We start from the raw sequence: 16,547 nt of genomic DNA on the forward strand, positions 1-16,547 counted from the left end.
GACTCATAAAGTCTACTACTCCAGTGTAATTTAATAAAATATTAATGAATTTGAACAGATCCGTATACGTAGCAATTTTAGTATGTTTTGTTTTTTTTAGTTCATGTTCAAGTGAAGGAAGTAATCCTGATATTGAAAATCCTACAGCGGAATCTCCATCACCAGACCCAGGTACGGAGTCACATACTCCAGAGGAGCCCATTATCGAGGTCAATGCCATACCAGCTTCAGCACAACGTATAGGTAACGCTTCGTTGGGATATGAATATTTGATATCCGGGGAATATATGAGTTCTGGAGTACCTTACGATGTTTTTGTAGCAGGTAACGGGGAAAATAACCAAAACCTTCTGGACCGTAATGGCGATAACGCCATAATTCCCCATGACTATACTGCTGCTACCGCAACTAATGGTGTGAGAATAGTTTCTCCCAATTGTATGTCTTGCCATTCTGGGTTTTTAGATGATGAACTAATGGTGGGGCTTGGTAACCACTCTGGTGATTTTACCATCAATCGGGCGAACGATATTGAAATGGTAAGTACGGGTGTATCCCTTTTATATGGACAGGGTAGTGATGAATGGGAGGCTTTTGATCAATTTAGAAAAGGTATATTAGCTATTGGAGCTACCACAACAACCGAAGTTGTAGGGGCGAATCCTGCGGATAGGATAACTCAGGTATTGGCATCCCATAGGGATAAGAATACTTTGGAGTGGTCCGATTCCCCTTACGTGGCCTTAGATGAGGATATCATTCCTACCGATGTGCCCGCTTGGTGGCTGTTAAAGAAAAAAAATGCCATGTTCTACCATGGTTTGGGAAGAAAAGACTTTTGTAAATCGTTTATTGGTTCTTCTTTATTGACCCTTACGGAAAAAGAAAAGGCCGAGGAAGTAAATGAAAAAATGCCAGATGTTTTGGCCTATATTTATAGTATAGAGGCACCTTCTTACCCTAATGATATAGATACTGATTTGGCCGGTGTAGGTTCGCTTGTTTTTGCTGAGCACTGCGTTAAGTGTCATGGTACTTATGGTGAAAACGAAAGCTACCCTAATCTACTGGTTTCTCTAAATACAATTGGAACGGACCCTGCTCTTTCCAATAGATATTCCGGTCCATCTCAAATAAACGATTACTTCTTGGACTGGTTCAATAACGGATGGTTTGGTACAGACGAGAACCCTTTGGAATTTAAGGCAGAGGGTGGGTATATTGCTCCTCCTTTGGATGGTATTTGGGCTACGGCTCCTTATTTCCACAACGGTTCTGTACCCACATTGGAGTTGGTTTTAAACAGTACCGCTAGACCTATTTATTGGAGTCGTACTTTTGATAGTAGTGATTACAATACCAATGAATTGGGTTGGAATTATGTGGTAGAGGCTTCAAAAAAGGATAAATATACCTACGATACCACTTTAAAGGGCTATGGAAATGAAGGACATACTTTTGGCGATATTCTCACAGCAGATGAAAGAGCAGCGCTTCTGGAGTACCTAAAGACTTTATAGGGTGTTAGAGATTTAAATTATTAAATTTCAATAGGTAAAACAAAGCATAAAATTTAATTTTAAAAATTGCAGCTGTAACAAATTTTTCAATTGTTCGTCATTTAAATAGAAATCAATCACAACAATCTATAAAACGAACGACCATGAGAAAATTACATCCACATCAGCGACGACCTCGAATTTATTACAACATTGGATTTTGTTGGAATACCGATTATTGGTATGACCAAAAAATTAAAAAAAGAAACTAATCACTCCAATTCTTATTAATTATTTACTCATCAATCATCATCAAAAAAACGAATATCATGAAAGCATCAATGAGAAAAACAGCAACGGAATCAAAAACATTCAACTACTTTTCAAGTTTTAGAGTGACCAAGCGGGTGAAATGAGCCGAATATAGGAATTTCACTCGATAAAATTAGCAACAAAAGAAAGGGGCCCGCGTTTGCGGGCCCCTTTCTTTTTTAACGTCCATAGGAAGCTTAGTCCTTTAAAGAAATTTCTTCTTCAGCCTCGTTAGGGTAGATTAAAGTAGCCACATCATCGCATGTGCCATCACCAAAATTTACGGATACTTCAAGTCCGTTTTTGCTTAATGCCATAACACCTTTTCCAAAATGCTCACATCCAAATTGGGCTTCCAGAATCTCGGTAATATCAACTATATACGTATTTCCTTCGGATTTCAAAATCCACTCTCCATCTAAGGTCAAGGCTCCGCTCCCAAATTCCTCACCAAAGACAAAGCCTACTGTTTTTTCACCTTCCTCGGCAACTTCGGCCCCATCTGCCAATACAATATCCATATCACTATAAACCGTCCAGCTTATAGACTGCTCCTCTTCTGAACTGTTTATTTTAAAGCTTCGCGTGCCATCTATTGAAACATCGCCCACCATTAAATCATTATATGTTACGGTGAAGGCATAATTTTCATTATCTCCTCCATAAACAACACTTATGGTTCCATTTAGTAGTTCACCATCTTCCTTGGCACTGCAATCATCAAAACTAAGGGTAAAGCCAGTATCCGAATAATCAACAATGTAACACTCTTCTTCTACTTTGGCAGCGCTACCGGATTTATCCATATCATATAACTCAGATACTAATTCATCTACTTCTCCAGATACATTAACCGTTTCTAGAATGGTCTGTAATTCTGTCTTAGAGACTTTTTGTTCCTCTTGAAATTCTTCTATGCTTTCCTTTGCTTCATCACTACAACTAAATAAAAGCGCTACACTGGCAGTTGCCAAAAGAACATTTCGAGTATTGGAAAATACATTGCTCATATTTAAAATTTTAGGTTTATACCCTACAAACGTTGGTTATTTCAGTATAGTACTGGGTATTTCTTTTTTTAGATGAAGTGCACTACTTTATTCCAGAAAGGTCCTTATAAGTAAGAATTTACCTTCTTTCTTTAAAAGTTAATATCGAACTTTAAATTTTGTACAAGCATTATTATTTAAATAGGTCCTATTGTATTCCAAATAAAACCCTTTTCTTTATACCAATTAAATCGTATACGATAGTTCATAGAAATAAAGAAAATGGTCATTAATTATAGGGATAGGGTACGTGAACATTTATTAAGTGAAATGCAAAAAGGAAACTTACAGCCTGGTCAAAATATCAATTTGGCCTCAGTTTCGCGTAAATTAAAAATTAGTGTTACCCCAATTAGGGAAGCGCTTACCCAACTACAACAATCAAATATTGTTAAATCGATTAAAAACAGGGGCTTTGTTATTTCTAAGGTAAGTCCTGAAGAAGCTAAAAATCTTTATGAGCTTGTTGCCCATCTAGAGGTTTTGGCATTGGAGGAATCGCAATTTGATGCTAAATCCATTGAAAAATTAAAGACCCAGAGAGATTTAATAGCCCACTCCAAAACTTCTATTGACCGGGTTAACGCTTATATGGAATTTCATAGGCTACTTACCAAGAATTATAAAAATGATGTTTTTCAACAAATTCTAAAAGACCTAAAAACCCGTGTATTCTTTTATGAAAGGGCCTTCATGGCCAATGACTCTTTTCACTATAACTCTAATGACCAGCATGATGCCATTATCTCCGCTATTGAAGATGATAATATTCCTTCTGCAATTCTGGTCCTTAAAATGAATTGGATGTTAATTCAAAATTACTTGGAAAAACAACTTGTTGTAATATGAAGATTGATTTCTATAGAATCAGTTAAATATTTAACTTTAAATTTGGTTTTGCATTAATTTTTCACAAACAATTTGTAAAATGTTATGTGATATTCAAAACTTCCGTAATTTTACCCCGTGATTTAGTAGTACATCGAAATTTTTATAACAAAAGTTGATACTAGACGTTATTTGAATGTCAATTTAAAAATGAGGTTATGGGTTATTTATCACCACAAATCGAAATCCTAGCTAAAAAGAAATCGAGCGAAGAAAAATCTTTGTTAAAAAAGGAAATTTCTTGTGGAATTTTTCAGGATTACGGTCATACTGAAAGCACTCAAACTGCAAGCCAAAAATAGCGCTTGTCCTTAATTTGGGTGCGCAAGTTGTTCCAATAGTTGTCTTAACTCGGTTGGAAGACTTTTTTCCGTAAATAACGCGGAATGACTTTGAGTACCCTCTTCTATTTGAAACGAATACTGCTGTCCATCCCTTAGATCAGGGTTTGATTCGTTGGTATTCTCTTCCAAGTAATGGATTATCTTTTCCAATTGCTCTTTTTCAATATTGGCCCTTCCCTCATAGGTTTTGGGAATGCCCGAAAATCCACCCGATATTTCTATTCTATACCGCATTCTATACGACTATTGAAATTATGCCAACTGCTGAAAAGCTTTTACTTAGGACCTCTACAGACCTCTCAGAAACGTTACCTTCTTCCGTTAAGTTTTGGGCCGTTGCCAATATAGTTTCCAACATATCATTAAAATTAGCCGTTCGCCAAAGTGCTTTGAGCGTTTGAAACCAAATTAGAGCGCAATCATCCAGTCCCAACTCCATACAGCTTAAATAAAATGCCTTATTGGGTATACCTGAATTAATATGGACACCTTGATTATCCGCCATACCATTATAATAGTTGTCCATATGATCTGGTTGGCTGTCGAATTCATTGGCGGTGCCGGGCGCTTTCATTGACCTAATGGCCACCCCAGGGAATTCTTCGGTAACTACGCTATCTCCAATTAACCAATCGGCCTCTTCTACGGTTTGATTTAGATACTTTTGCTTAATTACTGTCCCAAAAACATCTGAAAAATGTTCATTTAAGGCCCCAGGCTGGCTCTGGTATTCTAGATTCGAAAGAAATTGCGTTACCCCGTGGGCAAGCTCATGGGCCACTACATCAATTGCGCTTGCAAAATCTGTAAATTCTTTTCCGTCACCATCTCCATAGGTCATTTCATCACCGTCCCAATAGGCGTTGTTATAGTTCTCTCCGTAATGAATGTTAGAAATGATGTCCAAACCGTTACCATCTATCGAATTAAGACCAAAAGCATTTTTAAAATAGTCTCTTACAAAGCCAGAGGTTTTATAGGCCTCGTTGGCCGTTTCATCCTTAATAAATTCGCCGCCTTCCTCTATTATAAGTTCTACCCGCTGTTGATAGGTGTTTTTGCAATCATAAATATACCGGTCACCCCTGCTTTCTTGGTGTTCCCTCTGTAATAAGTGATTTAGAGCCGTTTGCCTTTTTTCGGTGATTCTAGCGGTATCATTCAATGTTTTTTTACAACTGCTGTTTCCCCGCTTCGCAAGTTCTTCTAATATATGTGGGGGAATTATAAAGCATTTGGTTGAGCACATACTATTGATTTAGGGATAGTAACTACAAGTTCGGCCCTTTTCATATTTAAAACAAATATTGTTAGTTAACCTTTTAGTTAATATTTGCTAGCTGTGGTAGCAAACTGATGGCCTTGTTTAATTCATCCTTTTTAGAAGCTGCAGGTATTCCTCTTGGGTATCGATGTCCATGGCTTTTTGATGTAATTTTATGGAACAGACTTCTTGCGGGTTTAGTGAAATGATGGTTTGGGCTCCTGTCTTGGTTCCTAAATTGGAAAGTTGTTCAAAGAATTCCCTTCCAAAAAGGGCGGGAACACCCACATTTTTATCGTATTCACAGGCTATGATGTTTTTTGAAGAATTGAAAAACTTCTCCATAAGCTGATTTAAAAGTAAGGTATCTACCATGGGTTGATCCGCCAGCATGATAAGAATTCCGGTTGTCCCTTTCTGCTCGTTCAAAATATGTTCAACTCCCGTTGCTATAGAACCGCCCATACCTGATTCCCAATCTGGATTCACTACATATCTAAACCCGTTTTCCGGTATATGTATTCGTATTTCAGGTTCGTAGGCACCCAAAACTACATAGATATTTTCGCTGTTGCTCGCCACGGCATTCTCGATTGCAATGCCAAGTAGTGTGGTCTTTTTCCAAGGCAGGAGCTGTTTGATTGTACCCATGCGGGAGGAATTACCCGCCGCTAAAATCAAAAGTGCTATTTTTTTCTTCGGATTATCCATTAATTATGGATTCTTCCGATTTTGTCCTTAAGTTTTATGGGGTTTCTTGAGCGAATTACCGATAAAACCTCAGAAACAATAGAAATAGCAATTTCCTGCGCTGTTTCAGCGCCTATGTTCAAACCTGCTGGACCATGAATGGCGTCAAAAAAACTATCCTCAACTTCAGGAGCATATTCCATAAGCTCATTTAATAATTTCTCCCTACGATCGGCAGGCCCTAGTAATCCAAGATATGCTGGCCTTTCATCCTTCAACCTTAATAGATATTTTAAATCCTTTACATAACTATGTGTCATCAAAACTACGGCGGTTTGGTTATCAATAGAATTTATAGTCAACATTTCAGGTTCTGCCGAAATCAACTCTTTTGCACCGGGGAAATAAGAAATGTCTTTTTCTTCCGTAGCCGAAGCAACAATAGTCACCTCCCACCCTGTCATAGAAGCAACCGTACACAATTGTACGGCATCATGTTCCGCACCAACAATAATCAGTTGAAAACAGGAGGACATCTTTTGTTCAAAAAGGGAAATGTCACTAGCAACTTTATTATTAGGTTGAAAAGGATATAGTTTGTCGTTCAATTTTAGAAAAGAACCCAATTGGGAGCTTTCGCCCTCTTCCTTTGTATAAGAACATACGAGGCTAAAATCCATTCTTGAGGCCATGCATTGATTTAAAATTGAGAGAAGTTCTTTGTTAGGTTGAAAAGGTTCAATTAAGATGTACAAAACCCCTTCGCATCCTAAGCGGTATCTACCGTCATAGGTCATCATTTTAGGAATTCCAGCTTTAAATACAGATTGTGATTGCCTAAGAATTTCCTTTTCCACACAACCGCCGCTAACTGCTCCGATCATAGTATTATCTTCTAAAATAAACATCCGCACCCCTGGTCTTCTATAGGAAGAACCTTTAAGATGTACTACAGTAGCCAATACACCTTTTAAACCACTGGTTGTAGCGGTTTGGTACGCTTCTAAAATGCCTTTTAGTTCATGCGTCATTTACTGAGGTTTAAAAGATTTTCTTATTCTCCTGAAAACTTTAAAAAAGATATGAAAATTAATAGGATTCCAAGAATTCGGGAATGTACGAGATTTTTTTGTTTTCTTTCCGTACGGTTTTGAGATAACGTATTTGTTGAAAAAACCTTAACAATGTTTAACACTAGAATTTTTGTAGTCCCATACTTTAAATGAATTTTCGCCGTTCTGTTGGTTGAACCATAAAATAATTGAAAATGAAAATCCCATACAAGTTTTTCCTTTTATTCTTGTCTGTTGCAACTGTTGTTTCTTGTGGAAATGCTGATGACGATGTAAATTTTGCCATAGACCCGGGTGATGGCCTTGGTGAAGGAAAACCGGTGGATGAGTGTCTTGATCTTGGCGAGAACGACCTTGTTCTTTCCATTCAGGATCAGTACACCACTCCCCCAGGTAAAGTTTCTGTATTTTTTAAAGTATCCGATTCTAATGGAAACCCTGTTTCTGGACTAAGTGCCGATCAGTTTACCATCTATGAACAAGGTAGAAATGATGAGTGCTTTGGTACAATTTCAACTTCTGAGTCCAAAGCAAGAATTTCACCTAATTCCCAAATTTTCACCAATAATACTATTCTGGTTCTCGATCTTAGTGCCAGTGTTTTGGAAACGAGTTTGGAAGAACTTAAAACTGCTAGTATTAGTTTTGTAAATACGGTTATGCCAACTCCGGCCCAAGAATCCTATAAAATGGCCATTTATTGGTTTAATGGGGAGAACAAACTACATGTGTTGAATGAATTGACACCTTCTAAAGAGGAACTGACCACTTCTATCGAGGGGATTACGGAAGATATTAGCAATGACCCGTCTACAGACTTGTACGGAGCAGTTATAAAATCAAGTGAAATTGCCAACGATTTACTTAACGAAAGTACTGAAGGTGATAAAATTGGTGCGGCTTCCTTGGTTATTTTTACGGACGGTACCGATCAGGCTTCCAGGTATAAAAAAGAAGATGCTCAAAAGCGTGTAGATAATGCCAACCCTAATATCTCTTTCTTTACGATTGGATTGGGAACTGAGATTGATACGCAAGTGCTTACAGACCTCGGAAAAACGTCTAGCGAATTCGCGACTAATAAGGAGGATTTGGAAAATACCTTTAAAAATATCTCGGATAAGGTTTCGGAAAGGGCCAATAGTTTTTATCTTTTTGAATATTGCAGCCCAAAAAGGGATGGAAGTGGTGAAAGTAACCTTGCCATACAAGTAAAAAATGGAAGTTTGCAAGGAGCCGTTCAAACAAAATTTAGTGCAAATGGCTTCACAGGTGGATGTGAATAAGCAACATTAGCTTTATAAAATGTATGAAAAAGTGTCCTTAGGGGCACTTTTTTTATTTATGACAATTTTGAATTTATAAACTTGTAAATCAGAAAATTAAAATAATTTTTAATGAAATGATTAGAAGGAAACGTTGGGTGTTAATACCTCTTTAACATCTAAAATTATTTCTTCCCCGTATTTAAGTCCTGAATGAGAACCATATAATTTAAATAATACAAAATGAAGAAATCAATTATTGTAGGTACACTTTCCATGGCTGTTTTAGCATCTTGTGTTTCCAAGAAAAAATATACTGCTTTGGAAACCGATCTTTCTGAAACCCAAAGTGCATTGACCAAAACTCAGGTAGAAAAAGAGGAGTTGGAGGGTAAAATGGCAAAAATTGAAGCACGCGTAGAAGAGTACAACAACAAGATTAGCTCTTTAAAAGAAGTTAATGATAGTCAATATACCAGTGTGGATGATGTTGCGGTCATGAGCAACAATACCAAAAAGAAAATGAGAGCTACATTAAAAAATGTAGATCCAGCAAAATTGGCCGAAGCTAAGACACTACAAGATTCCATGAACCTTGCTGTTTCTTACAATCTTAAAAAATCAATTTCTGATGATGAGGATGATATTGATGTAGATATCGACAAGACGGTTGTTATGATCAACATTTCAGATAAGTTACTTTTTAACAGCGGAAGCTATAGAGTTAGCAGTAAGGCCCATAAAATCCTTGAAAAACTTGCAGAGGTAATCAATTCTGAAGAAAGTATGGAAGTAATGGTAGAAGGTCATACAGATTCTAGAACCATCAATACAGCTATGTTTCGCAACAATTGGGACCTAAGTGTAAAGAGAGCTACTTCTGTGGTTGATATTTTACAGAGCAAATACAACGTGGATCCTGCAAAAATGATTGCTGCCGGTAGAAGTAGCTATATGCCTTTAGTTGAGAATGATTCTAGAGAGAATATGGCAAAAAACCGTCGTACTAAAATTGTTATTTTACCAAATTTGGACAAATTTTTTGCATTATTAGATGCAGAAACCTTATAATTGCATTAAATTGGTTTAATAACCAGTGTTAATAATCTGGGAAAAGGGAGAACTTAGCGGTTCTCCCTTTTTTCTTGTTTTTATTTTCGATAATTTGAAGAATCGATTAGGGTTTTCTTTTGACTAATTGTTTAATAATTAGAAACCCCCATTTCTACATTTCAAAGGCCTACATCCAAAAAGAATAAGCTATGTTTTAATTTAAAATTTAAAACTATGGATGTATTGAACACTATAATAAAAAACAGTTCTTTAAACGGAATGCCCAAATGGTACCAAATAGGAACATTGATACTGTTTATTTGCATAACCATTACCGTTTTTATAAGCTACTACCTTCTACTTTTTAAGGGTTCAAATTTAAATGTGCAATTCTCTTACTAATATATTTACCTATATATCATTGCGTTCTTAAGTTGTTTCGCTGTCTTAAAATTATTAAGGTCAATGAGAAACCCGTTAATAATCGCGAATTCAATCGCATTGTTCTTTTGTAGTAAAAAGGTTGGGTTGGCACCTATTTCAATTTTAAACTCGGGCAGTTTATAATTTTCAGAAACTAAATGTACCGGAAAGGGAGAAGATAGTTTTTGTTTATCAATGGTACCTAACTTAACATAAGTATAGCCTGATTTAAGTAAAAATTGAAGATCAAGATTTTCAACACTTTCAATGGACTTTTGAGTCTCTGGATAAATTTTCCCCGGAACTATGGTGTACCCGCTTGCATCAAAGGACTCGTACCCATAGTAGGTAGATAGATCGCCCACCTCTAAAATTCTACTGCTATACCAAAAATCATCATGCTTGTCCTTGTCCACTTCCAAACGGTTAGCGGCTACATCAATTATATATTTTTTTCCTAACAGGGGAAGTGTGGCATTACTGATTTTTAAATCGAATAGTTTGCGGTCGTTTTCCGGGATATCCTCATATCTCTTAGTATCAATATCTTGATAACTGGCATTGGCAATGGTATAGATGGCCGAAAGTATAGAAACGTAATTAAGCTTTCTAATTTCTTGTTTTTCCACATCATTGGGATATCCGCCAGATTCAATTAAAATGGCACTTGTACCCCATTTCTGTATATTATCCCCAAATGCCCTAGGTTCAAAATCATCGTTGTACCTTCCCACTTGTCCGGGAGCATATTTTTGTATGATGTCATTCATAAAAACAATGACCCTCATTGCATTTGCACGCACTTTATTTATTTCTTTCTCATAGTTGTAAGCCGGAGCCAAATATGAAATGGTAGCAGGCTTTTCGGTTCTTTCGGCATTGTAATAGGTACTCTGGTCATGAAGGTTAAAACCAAAATCCGCATCTAAGCTATCTCGCACTCTTTTTAAAGTCCGTCCTTCTGGAGATTGCAATCTTAAGGCATCGCGATTAATATCTATGCCCAATTTGTTGCGCCTTTGATAGACTTCTGCCCCGTCAGGATTTAGCATGGGTAGAAAATGGAGGGTACAATTCTCTAAAATTGCTTGTTTCTGCTGCGTAAAATCCTCACTATCCAAAAAATTAAAAATATCAAAAATAGCTTGGGTGGCAGTGGGTTCATCCCCATGCATTTGAGACCACAAAAATACACTGGTCTCTCCCGTTCCTATAGAAACTAAGTTTAGGGACCTCCCTTCTATAGATTCGCCTACTTTTTTAACTGTAAATCCATTTTTGTTCTTGAACTTTTCAATTAAACTTACTACTTGCTGGTGTTTTATTCTACGTTTCTTTAGGCTGGGTTCCTTGTACTTTTCGTAAGTATCATATAGGCTCTCCGTAATATCGTTGTTTTGGGAGAAAATAAGATTCAGACTAAAAAAAAGGATGGTAAAAACTACTAGTTTCATGTATTACTTGATTTTTTTAGGTACAGGTTTAAAATTTAAATTTTGGGTAGCGGCTCTAACTTTTTCCATAAAGTCTTCGCCTGGATCTGTCTTTGTTGTGCGGTAACTGTCGTCTACTTCTAGCCATAACGGATGTCCCTCAAAATGGGTATATTCATAGTGACCAATGACATATTCAATATCATATTTCTTTGCCAAGTGTCTTACCAACCAAATATTGGCTTGAAGTTGTGCTTCCGTTAAAGGGGTGTCCTTGGTACCTCCTACGTTTTCTACGCCCAAAGCCGTATGGTTAAGACCAATAACATGCCTGCCCATGATATTCTCTGGCATAAGCCTATAAATGGTACCATCTTGATCCACAAGAAAATGGGAGGAGACATTAAGACCGCTAACAGAATTGATATCCGGGCGCCAATTGGGAAGCGTAGGTTCATTAAAAGCATCAAAAGAACCCTCTAAGGTAGGTATGGCCGTCCAATGCAAAACAATCATCTTTGGGTCAATAATAGGCTGTTCTTGTTCCAGGCCATATCGGTTTTGCATATATTCTGAAGTCAATTGCATTCTTTGCTCATTAAAGACAATTGGCCTGTCCACAACTTTATTGGAAGAGGAACATGATACCACCATATTGCTGATAACCATTATAATGACAATTGCCCCTATTTTCATTTTTCTATTCATTTTCGATACTATCTTTTTTTACTCTATACTGAACTTTTAGTTTCTTTTTTCCCCAGTTTCGTGCTTTTTCCACGTCCAAGCCCATAAATACATCAATCTTATTTCGCCATCTATAATGCATTTTATCCTTGACCAAATATATCCCTTCTAATCCATCTATCTTAACCTGAGTATTGTAATTAAAGCCTAGGGGAATCAAATTTCTTGAAACGGCTATGGATTTTTGGTCTGGTTTTAAAGTATCTCCCCATGCCGCAATATTGGGTTGCCCATCTGTTTGTGCTTTAGTGGAATTATAAGCTGAAACCATTACCTCTTTTGTTTTCCAGATGTACCCTTTATCCGTAGAACTACAGGAATAAATGAATACTGCCAGAACTACATATATGTGGAGCCTAGTTCTCATCTTTCTTATTTACATAGTTATTTTCTAAAAGAATTAGATCAACATTCTCGTTTTTCCACTTATTTTCAAGACTTTCAGGAATAGGACTATAGGCATAAGTTAGCGAGCTTATCATCAAATCTTCATCTCCATCCTTATCAATATCTCCCACATCCATCAGAAACCACCGGCCATCATTAGGCTCTGGCAATTTGTAGGCTTCAAATTTAAAATTTTTAGCATCCATTGTTTCTAAGTAGATAAAGGATTCATCTGAGTGGTCCTTATAATCCGGAAACGTAGAAAGGAGGGCAATATCTATATCATTGTCACCATCAAAATCTTCTGCTAATATGCGGGTGCATCCATTCATGGGGTAGAAAAACGATTCTTTAAATTGATTTTGCCCGTTATTTAAATGAATTCTCATTCCATGATAAGGTTTCATGGTGTAGGTTTTATCCGCATTGTCTCCATGAGCGGTAAGTATGTCCAAATCCCCATCGTTGTCAAAATCAACCAATTCAAACCAACTGGAGCCGTAATTGGGAGGAAATCGAAGTACTTGTTCAGATTTAAAAGTTAAATCCTTTGACTGATAAAAAATGGATATCCCCTCCTCTCCTTGAGATGTTAATACTATAATATCATCTTTGCCGTCCCTGTTCAAATCCTTAGCAATTGTCTTGATCACTCCTGGTTGATGTAGTAGAATAGATTCTATAAAATGCCCCTGCTCATTTTTTTTCCATAATGATAATTGCCCTTTTAAATCTCCAAATTCACTTATTAAAATTTCATCTTTACCATCAGAATTAAAATCATGAATTAGTGTATGAACGGGTCTATGAAGCTTTTGGGGCAAGCTCCTAATCTTATTTCCTTGTTTAATTCCCAAGTCCCCAGTTGGTATTTCAGAAGGTAATAGAAAACCAATGGTAGTTAAATAAGTGGTATCCACATTTTGTGAAAAATGGGTTATTGTACTGCCGGCACGCAATATAAGTTCTAAGGAATCTTTTCTTGGGTTATATTTTGATAGCTTTCCTCGCATGGTTCCCATGAAAATTTTATGGTCTGTGGAGTCATATTTTAAATATGAAATTGCACTTCCATTTAATGAGTCAATTGCGATATTCTTAACCGAAAATTGTGTTAATTCCTTTAATTCTCTCTTTTTAATATTAGGAAGTTCTTTGGGTGCATTTTCAATTATGTATTGTTTTAGCATTTCCCAATCTTCCATTGGCAACAGTGGGTCCGTTGGGTACACATTGGTTTTCAATATGGCCCCTTGTTCCACCAAAGAAAGGTTTTTGTAAGGGTCATTGATAGAATCCCTTATTCCCAGTCGTGCCGCCATATCAGGGAGTACCTCTTGTTCCCAAAGATGTTTTGGAAGGGCTTCTAAACTAGGTAGCATATGGCAGCTTGCACAATAATTTTGATAAAGGGCCTGTTGTTTTTCTTCTGTTGTTTTTTTACATGAAAGGGATATAAACAATAACGGAATTAACATTAAAACCCACCTATACACAGTAGCCATATACATCTCTTTAGTAAATGGAAAGGTACCTATTTTATTTTTGGAGGTTGTACTACCAAAGGTTCAAAACAGCATAAATTATTTCGAGGTAATTGTACTGGTCAGGAATTTAAATAGATATTTAAATGCTCAAATTTCTATTTTTACCTAATCAAACCTTTTCTTTTAATTTCTCATGAAGTTATTCAAACGAATATTATTGGTTCTTGTCATTCTAGTGGCAATTGTAGTTTACACGCAATATCCTAAGCTAAATATCATATCTGGGTATGCCTCTAAAAATATGGCATCTACCGTTTTTTTGACAGATAGAACTCCGGCATCCGTTACGGTAAATGATAATAATGTGCCCCTAATTAAACTGGCTACGGTAGATGTGGAGGATGCCAGAGCAAGAGCTTCGGTTTTTGGTCTAATGAACAGGGAAGCAGTTTGTTTTGATGGTATCGGATGCATGTTGATCAATGAAGAGTTTGATGAAAATTCTAAAATTACAGTCCCACGGAGAAGTAAAAAAGCCAACCGAATGCCTTTTCCTTATGGTGATGGACCACCAAAGGATACAATATTTAATAATGTAGATTACGGACTTTTGGACTACGCTTTGGACAAGGCTTTTGAAAACCCGGATGTTCAAAAAACAAGGACGGTTCTTGTGGCTTATAAAAATCAGATTGTGGCAGAGCGTTATACCAAAGGTTTTGACCACCAAACTCCTATTCTTGGCTGGAGCATGACCAAAAGCGTTATGGCTACTTTATACGGTATTCTGGAATATGAGAATAAAATTGACCTTAATCATGCTGCCCCCATCTCAGAATGGCAAAGTGATGAACGCAAGAACATAACCTTGAACCATTTGTTAAGAATGCAGAGCGGATTGGAATGGGAAGAGGATTATACCAGTATTTCCGATGTTACCAAAATGCTCTTTTTAGATACGGATATGACGGTTGGCCAGGCAAAAAAGAAATCTTTGGCACCACCCACGGAAATATGGAATTACTCTTCTGGAACCTCCAATCTGTTATCCGGCATTTTAAGGAAGCAATTTAAGTCACACCAAGAATACATGGATTTTCCATATGCCAGCCTTATTGATAAAATTGGTATGAATTCGATGATAATTGAAACTGACCAAGCAGGGAATTATGTAGGTTCATCCTATGCGTGGGCAAATACCAGGGACTGGGCAAAATTTGGACTATTATATTTAAACAATGGAAATTGGAATGGGGAACAATTATTTGATGAAAACTGGATAAAATACATTACCAGGCCAACGGAACATTCAAATGGAACGTATGGTGGACATTTTTGGCTCAATGCAGAGAAAAAGTTTCCAGATGCACCTGCAGATATGTATTCGGCAAACGGTTATCAAGGTCAAAGAGTTTTTATCATCCCCTCTAAGGATTTGGTAATTGTGAGAACCGGGTTAGCAGAAAGTCCGGATTTTGATTTCAATTACTTTCTTAAAAATGTCCTTGCGGCATTCGAATAAGTTTTTCAAGCTAGTTTGATTTATAAAAATGTCCTATTCACAACAATTATACTTAAACTGGCAACATATCTTTTAAAGTTTGGAACAGTTACTATAAGTTTATAAAAGAATTAATGCAGGAGTTAATTTTTTCATATAGTGTGTTCTCGTAAAAAAGCCTTCAATTAAGAAGGCTTTTTTCATGAAATATCTTTGTAGAAGCATTAAGGAATCCATTTATTTTTACCAAAATTGGGTTTTCTTTTTTCCAAAAAGGCATTTCGGCCTTCTTTTGCTTCTTCTGTGCCATAGGCGAGTCTAGTTGCTTCGCCTGCAAAAACTTGCTGGCCCACCATGCCATCATCCGTTAAATTCATGGCAAATTTGAGCATTTTAATGGAGGTTGGAGATTTCTCCAATACCTCTTGAGCCCATTGATAGGCCGTTTCTTCCAGTTGCTCATGAGGTACTACCGCATTCACCATTCCCATCTCATAAGCCTCTTGGGCAGAATAATTTCTCCCTAAAAAGAAAATCTCACGTGCTTTTTTTTGTCCCACCATTTTAGCTAGATACGCAGAACCGTAACCTGCATCAAAACTGGTGACATCCGCATCGGTTTGCTTAAAAATAGCATGTTCCTTGCTAGCAAGTGTCATATCGCAAACTACATGCAGACTATGTCCGCCACCAACGGCCCATCCTGGTACTACGGCAATAACTACCTTTGGCATAAACCTGATTTGCCTTTGTACTTCCAAGATATTGAGTCTGTGCATTCCATCATCGCCTACATAGCCCTGCTCTCCCCTAGCCTTTTGGTCGCCCCCACTGCAAAATGAATAAACGCCATCTTTTGTGGATGGACCTTCCGCTGATAATAGAACCACACCTATAGAGGTATCTTCTTGGGCATCATAAAACGCTTTGTAAAGTTCACTTGTAGTTTTGGGTCTAAAAGCATTTCGTACATCAGGTCTATTGAAAGCTATACGTGCTACGCCATTACTTTTCTTATAGGTAATATCTTCAAATTCTATGGCTGTTTGCCAATTTGCTTTACGCATAATAATGGTTTTAAGATAAAATAAGATGCAAAGTAATATAATATGCTCTTTTTTAATATTATTTA

The 16,547-nt window shown here is 37.0% G+C and carries 16 protein-coding genes; 6 read left to right on the forward strand and 10 right to left on the reverse strand.

Translation table 11 applies throughout. The features are described from left to right. Positions 1-44: 44 nt before the first annotated feature. Positions 45-1,520, forward strand: coding sequence for a c-type cytochrome (locus tag IL355_RS07270; protein WP_192461517.1), 1,476 nt, complete (start codon positions 45-47; stop codon positions 1,518-1,520). Positions 1,521-2,008: 488 nt separating this feature from the next. On the opposite strand, the gene IL355_RS07275 is transcribed toward IL355_RS07270, so the two are convergent. Then, the gene (locus tag IL355_RS07275) at positions 2,009-2,821 is read right to left on the reverse strand and encodes a hypothetical protein (protein WP_192461518.1); all 813 of its coding nucleotides are present in this window, start codon (positions 2,819-2,821) and stop codon (positions 2,009-2,011) included. Between the two features lie 261 nt (positions 2,822-3,082). Here IL355_RS07275 and IL355_RS07280 point away from each other — a divergent pair, with 261 nt between their 5' ends. Next, a complete protein-coding gene (locus tag IL355_RS07280; RefSeq protein WP_192461519.1) occupies positions 3,083-3,709 on the forward strand; it encodes a GntR family transcriptional regulator in 627 nt (208 codons plus the stop codon). A 197-nt stretch (positions 3,710-3,906) separates the two neighbouring features. Beyond that, a complete protein-coding gene (locus tag IL355_RS07285) occupies positions 3,907-4,050 on the forward strand; it encodes a hypothetical protein (RefSeq protein ID WP_192461520.1) in 144 nt (47 codons plus the stop codon). Between the two features lie 9 nt (positions 4,051-4,059). On the opposite strand, the gene IL355_RS07290 is transcribed toward IL355_RS07285, so the two are convergent. The 4 genes from IL355_RS07290 to IL355_RS07305 all read right to left on the reverse strand — a co-directional run bounded on the left by IL355_RS07290 (position 4,060) and on the right by IL355_RS07305 (position 7,077). Then, on the reverse strand, positions 4,060-4,326 hold the full coding sequence (locus IL355_RS07290) for a protealysin inhibitor emfourin (RefSeq protein ID WP_192461521.1): 267 nt from the start codon (positions 4,324-4,326) through the stop codon (positions 4,060-4,062). A 1-nt stretch (position 4,327) separates the two neighbouring features. Further along, positions 4,328-5,341: a M4 family metallopeptidase gene (locus IL355_RS07295; protein WP_192461522.1), complete on the reverse strand. Its 1,014-nt coding sequence runs from the start codon at positions 5,339-5,341 to the stop codon at positions 4,328-4,330. A gap of 117 nt (positions 5,342-5,458) precedes the next feature. Continuing rightward, positions 5,459-6,067: a nucleotidyltransferase family protein gene (locus tag IL355_RS07300; RefSeq protein ID WP_225621148.1), complete on the reverse strand. Its 609-nt coding sequence runs from the start codon at positions 6,065-6,067 to the stop codon at positions 5,459-5,461. Continuing rightward, positions 6,067-7,077, reverse strand: coding sequence for an XdhC family protein (locus IL355_RS07305; protein ID WP_192461524.1), 1,011 nt, complete (start codon positions 7,075-7,077; stop codon positions 6,067-6,069). Before IL355_RS07305 ends, IL355_RS07300 begins: the two co-directional genes overlap by 1 nt. Positions 7,078-7,313: 236 nt before the next feature. Between IL355_RS07305 and IL355_RS07310 the strand changes: the two genes are divergently transcribed. Together IL355_RS07310 and IL355_RS07315 are read left to right on the forward strand one after the other, a co-directional pair. Continuing rightward, positions 7,314-8,405, forward strand: a complete 1,092-nt coding sequence (locus IL355_RS07310; protein WP_192461525.1) for a vWA domain-containing protein — start codon at positions 7,314-7,316, stop codon at positions 8,403-8,405. 222 nt (positions 8,406-8,627) lie between these two features. Further along, positions 8,628-9,455 (forward strand): OmpA/MotB family protein, encoded by an 828-nt coding sequence (locus IL355_RS07315; protein WP_192461526.1) that lies wholly within the window; start codon positions 8,628-8,630, stop codon positions 9,453-9,455. Positions 9,456-9,844: 389 nt separating this feature from the next. On the opposite strand, the gene IL355_RS07320 is transcribed toward IL355_RS07315, so the two are convergent. From IL355_RS07320 to IL355_RS07335, 4 genes are read right to left on the reverse strand one after another with little or no spacing between them, the layout of a single operon-like run. Further along, complete coding sequence (locus tag IL355_RS07320) at positions 9,845-11,314, reverse strand: M14 family metallopeptidase (protein ID WP_192461527.1); 1,470 nt, start codon at positions 11,312-11,314, stop codon at positions 9,845-9,847. A gap of 3 nt (positions 11,315-11,317) precedes the next feature. Further along, positions 11,318-11,989, reverse strand: coding sequence for a peptidoglycan recognition protein family protein (locus tag IL355_RS07325; protein ID WP_192461528.1), 672 nt, complete (start codon positions 11,987-11,989; stop codon positions 11,318-11,320). Between the two features lie 4 nt (positions 11,990-11,993). Beyond that, the gene (locus tag IL355_RS07330; RefSeq protein WP_192461529.1) at positions 11,994-12,407 is read right to left on the reverse strand and encodes a 3D domain-containing protein; all 414 of its coding nucleotides are present in this window, start codon (positions 12,405-12,407) and stop codon (positions 11,994-11,996) included. Beyond that, complete coding sequence (locus IL355_RS07335) at positions 12,397-13,932, reverse strand: FG-GAP repeat domain-containing protein (RefSeq protein WP_192461530.1); 1,536 nt, start codon at positions 13,930-13,932, stop codon at positions 12,397-12,399. The genes IL355_RS07330 and IL355_RS07335 overlap by 11 nt, the downstream gene beginning before the upstream one ends. Before the next feature lie 175 nt (positions 13,933-14,107). On the opposite strand from IL355_RS07335, the gene IL355_RS07340 reads away from it, so the two are divergent. After that, positions 14,108-15,436 carry a serine hydrolase domain-containing protein gene (locus tag IL355_RS07340; RefSeq protein ID WP_192461531.1) on the forward strand — a complete coding sequence of 443 codons (1,329 nt, stop codon included), beginning with the start codon at positions 14,108-14,110 and terminating at the stop codon, positions 15,434-15,436. Between the two features lie 203 nt (positions 15,437-15,639). On the opposite strand, the gene IL355_RS07345 is transcribed toward IL355_RS07340, so the two are convergent. Continuing rightward, a complete protein-coding gene (locus IL355_RS07345; RefSeq protein WP_192461532.1) occupies positions 15,640-16,482 on the reverse strand; it encodes a 1,4-dihydroxy-2-naphthoyl-CoA synthase in 843 nt (280 codons plus the stop codon). Positions 16,483-16,547: the final 65 nt, after the last annotated feature.

Origin of the sequence: Euzebyella saccharophila, from assembly GCF_014855495.1 — a bacterium.
Taxonomy (GTDB): domain Bacteria; phylum Bacteroidota; class Bacteroidia; order Flavobacteriales; family Flavobacteriaceae; genus Euzebyella; species Euzebyella saccharophila.

Excerpts from the sequence above, each read along its gene's own strand:
- IL355_RS07335 (WP_192461530.1), bottom strand. The coding sequence starts at position 13,932 with ATGGCTACTGTGTATAGGTGGGTTTTAATGTTAATTCCGTTATTGTTT.
- IL355_RS07325 (WP_192461528.1), bottom strand. The coding sequence starts at position 11,989 with ATGAAAATAGGGGCAATTGTCATTATAATGGTTATCAGCAATATGGTG.
- IL355_RS07295 (WP_192461522.1), bottom strand. The coding sequence starts at position 5,341 with ATGTGCTCAACCAAATGCTTTATAATTCCCCCACATATATTAGAAGAA.
- IL355_RS07280 (WP_192461519.1), top strand. The coding sequence starts at position 3,083 with ATGGTCATTAATTATAGGGATAGGGTACGTGAACATTTATTAAGTGAA.
- IL355_RS07275 (WP_192461518.1), bottom strand. The coding sequence starts at position 2,821 with ATGAGCAATGTATTTTCCAATACTCGAAATGTTCTTTTGGCAACTGCC.
- IL355_RS07310 (WP_192461525.1), top strand. The coding sequence starts at position 7,314 with ATGAAAATCCCATACAAGTTTTTCCTTTTATTCTTGTCTGTTGCAACT.
- IL355_RS07345 (WP_192461532.1), bottom strand. The coding sequence starts at position 16,482 with ATGCGTAAAGCAAATTGGCAAACAGCCATAGAATTTGAAGATATTACC.
- IL355_RS07270 (WP_192461517.1), top strand. The coding sequence starts at position 45 with ATGAATTTGAACAGATCCGTATACGTAGCAATTTTAGTATGTTTTGTT.
- IL355_RS07330 (WP_192461529.1), bottom strand. The coding sequence starts at position 12,407 with ATGAGAACTAGGCTCCACATATATGTAGTTCTGGCAGTATTCATTTAT.
- IL355_RS07300 (WP_225621148.1), bottom strand. The coding sequence starts at position 6,067 with ATGGATAATCCGAAGAAAAAAATAGCACTTTTGATTTTAGCGGCGGGT.
- IL355_RS07305 (WP_192461524.1), bottom strand. The coding sequence starts at position 7,077 with ATGACGCATGAACTAAAAGGCATTTTAGAAGCGTACCAAACCGCTACA.
- IL355_RS07320 (WP_192461527.1), bottom strand. The coding sequence starts at position 11,314 with ATGAAACTAGTAGTTTTTACCATCCTTTTTTTTAGTCTGAATCTTATT.
- IL355_RS07340 (WP_192461531.1), top strand. The coding sequence starts at position 14,108 with ATGAAGTTATTCAAACGAATATTATTGGTTCTTGTCATTCTAGTGGCA.
- IL355_RS07285 (WP_192461520.1), top strand. The coding sequence starts at position 3,907 with ATGGGTTATTTATCACCACAAATCGAAATCCTAGCTAAAAAGAAATCG.
- IL355_RS07315 (WP_192461526.1), top strand. The coding sequence starts at position 8,628 with ATGAAGAAATCAATTATTGTAGGTACACTTTCCATGGCTGTTTTAGCA.
- IL355_RS07290 (WP_192461521.1), bottom strand. The coding sequence starts at position 4,326 with ATGCGGTATAGAATAGAAATATCGGGTGGATTTTCGGGCATTCCCAAA.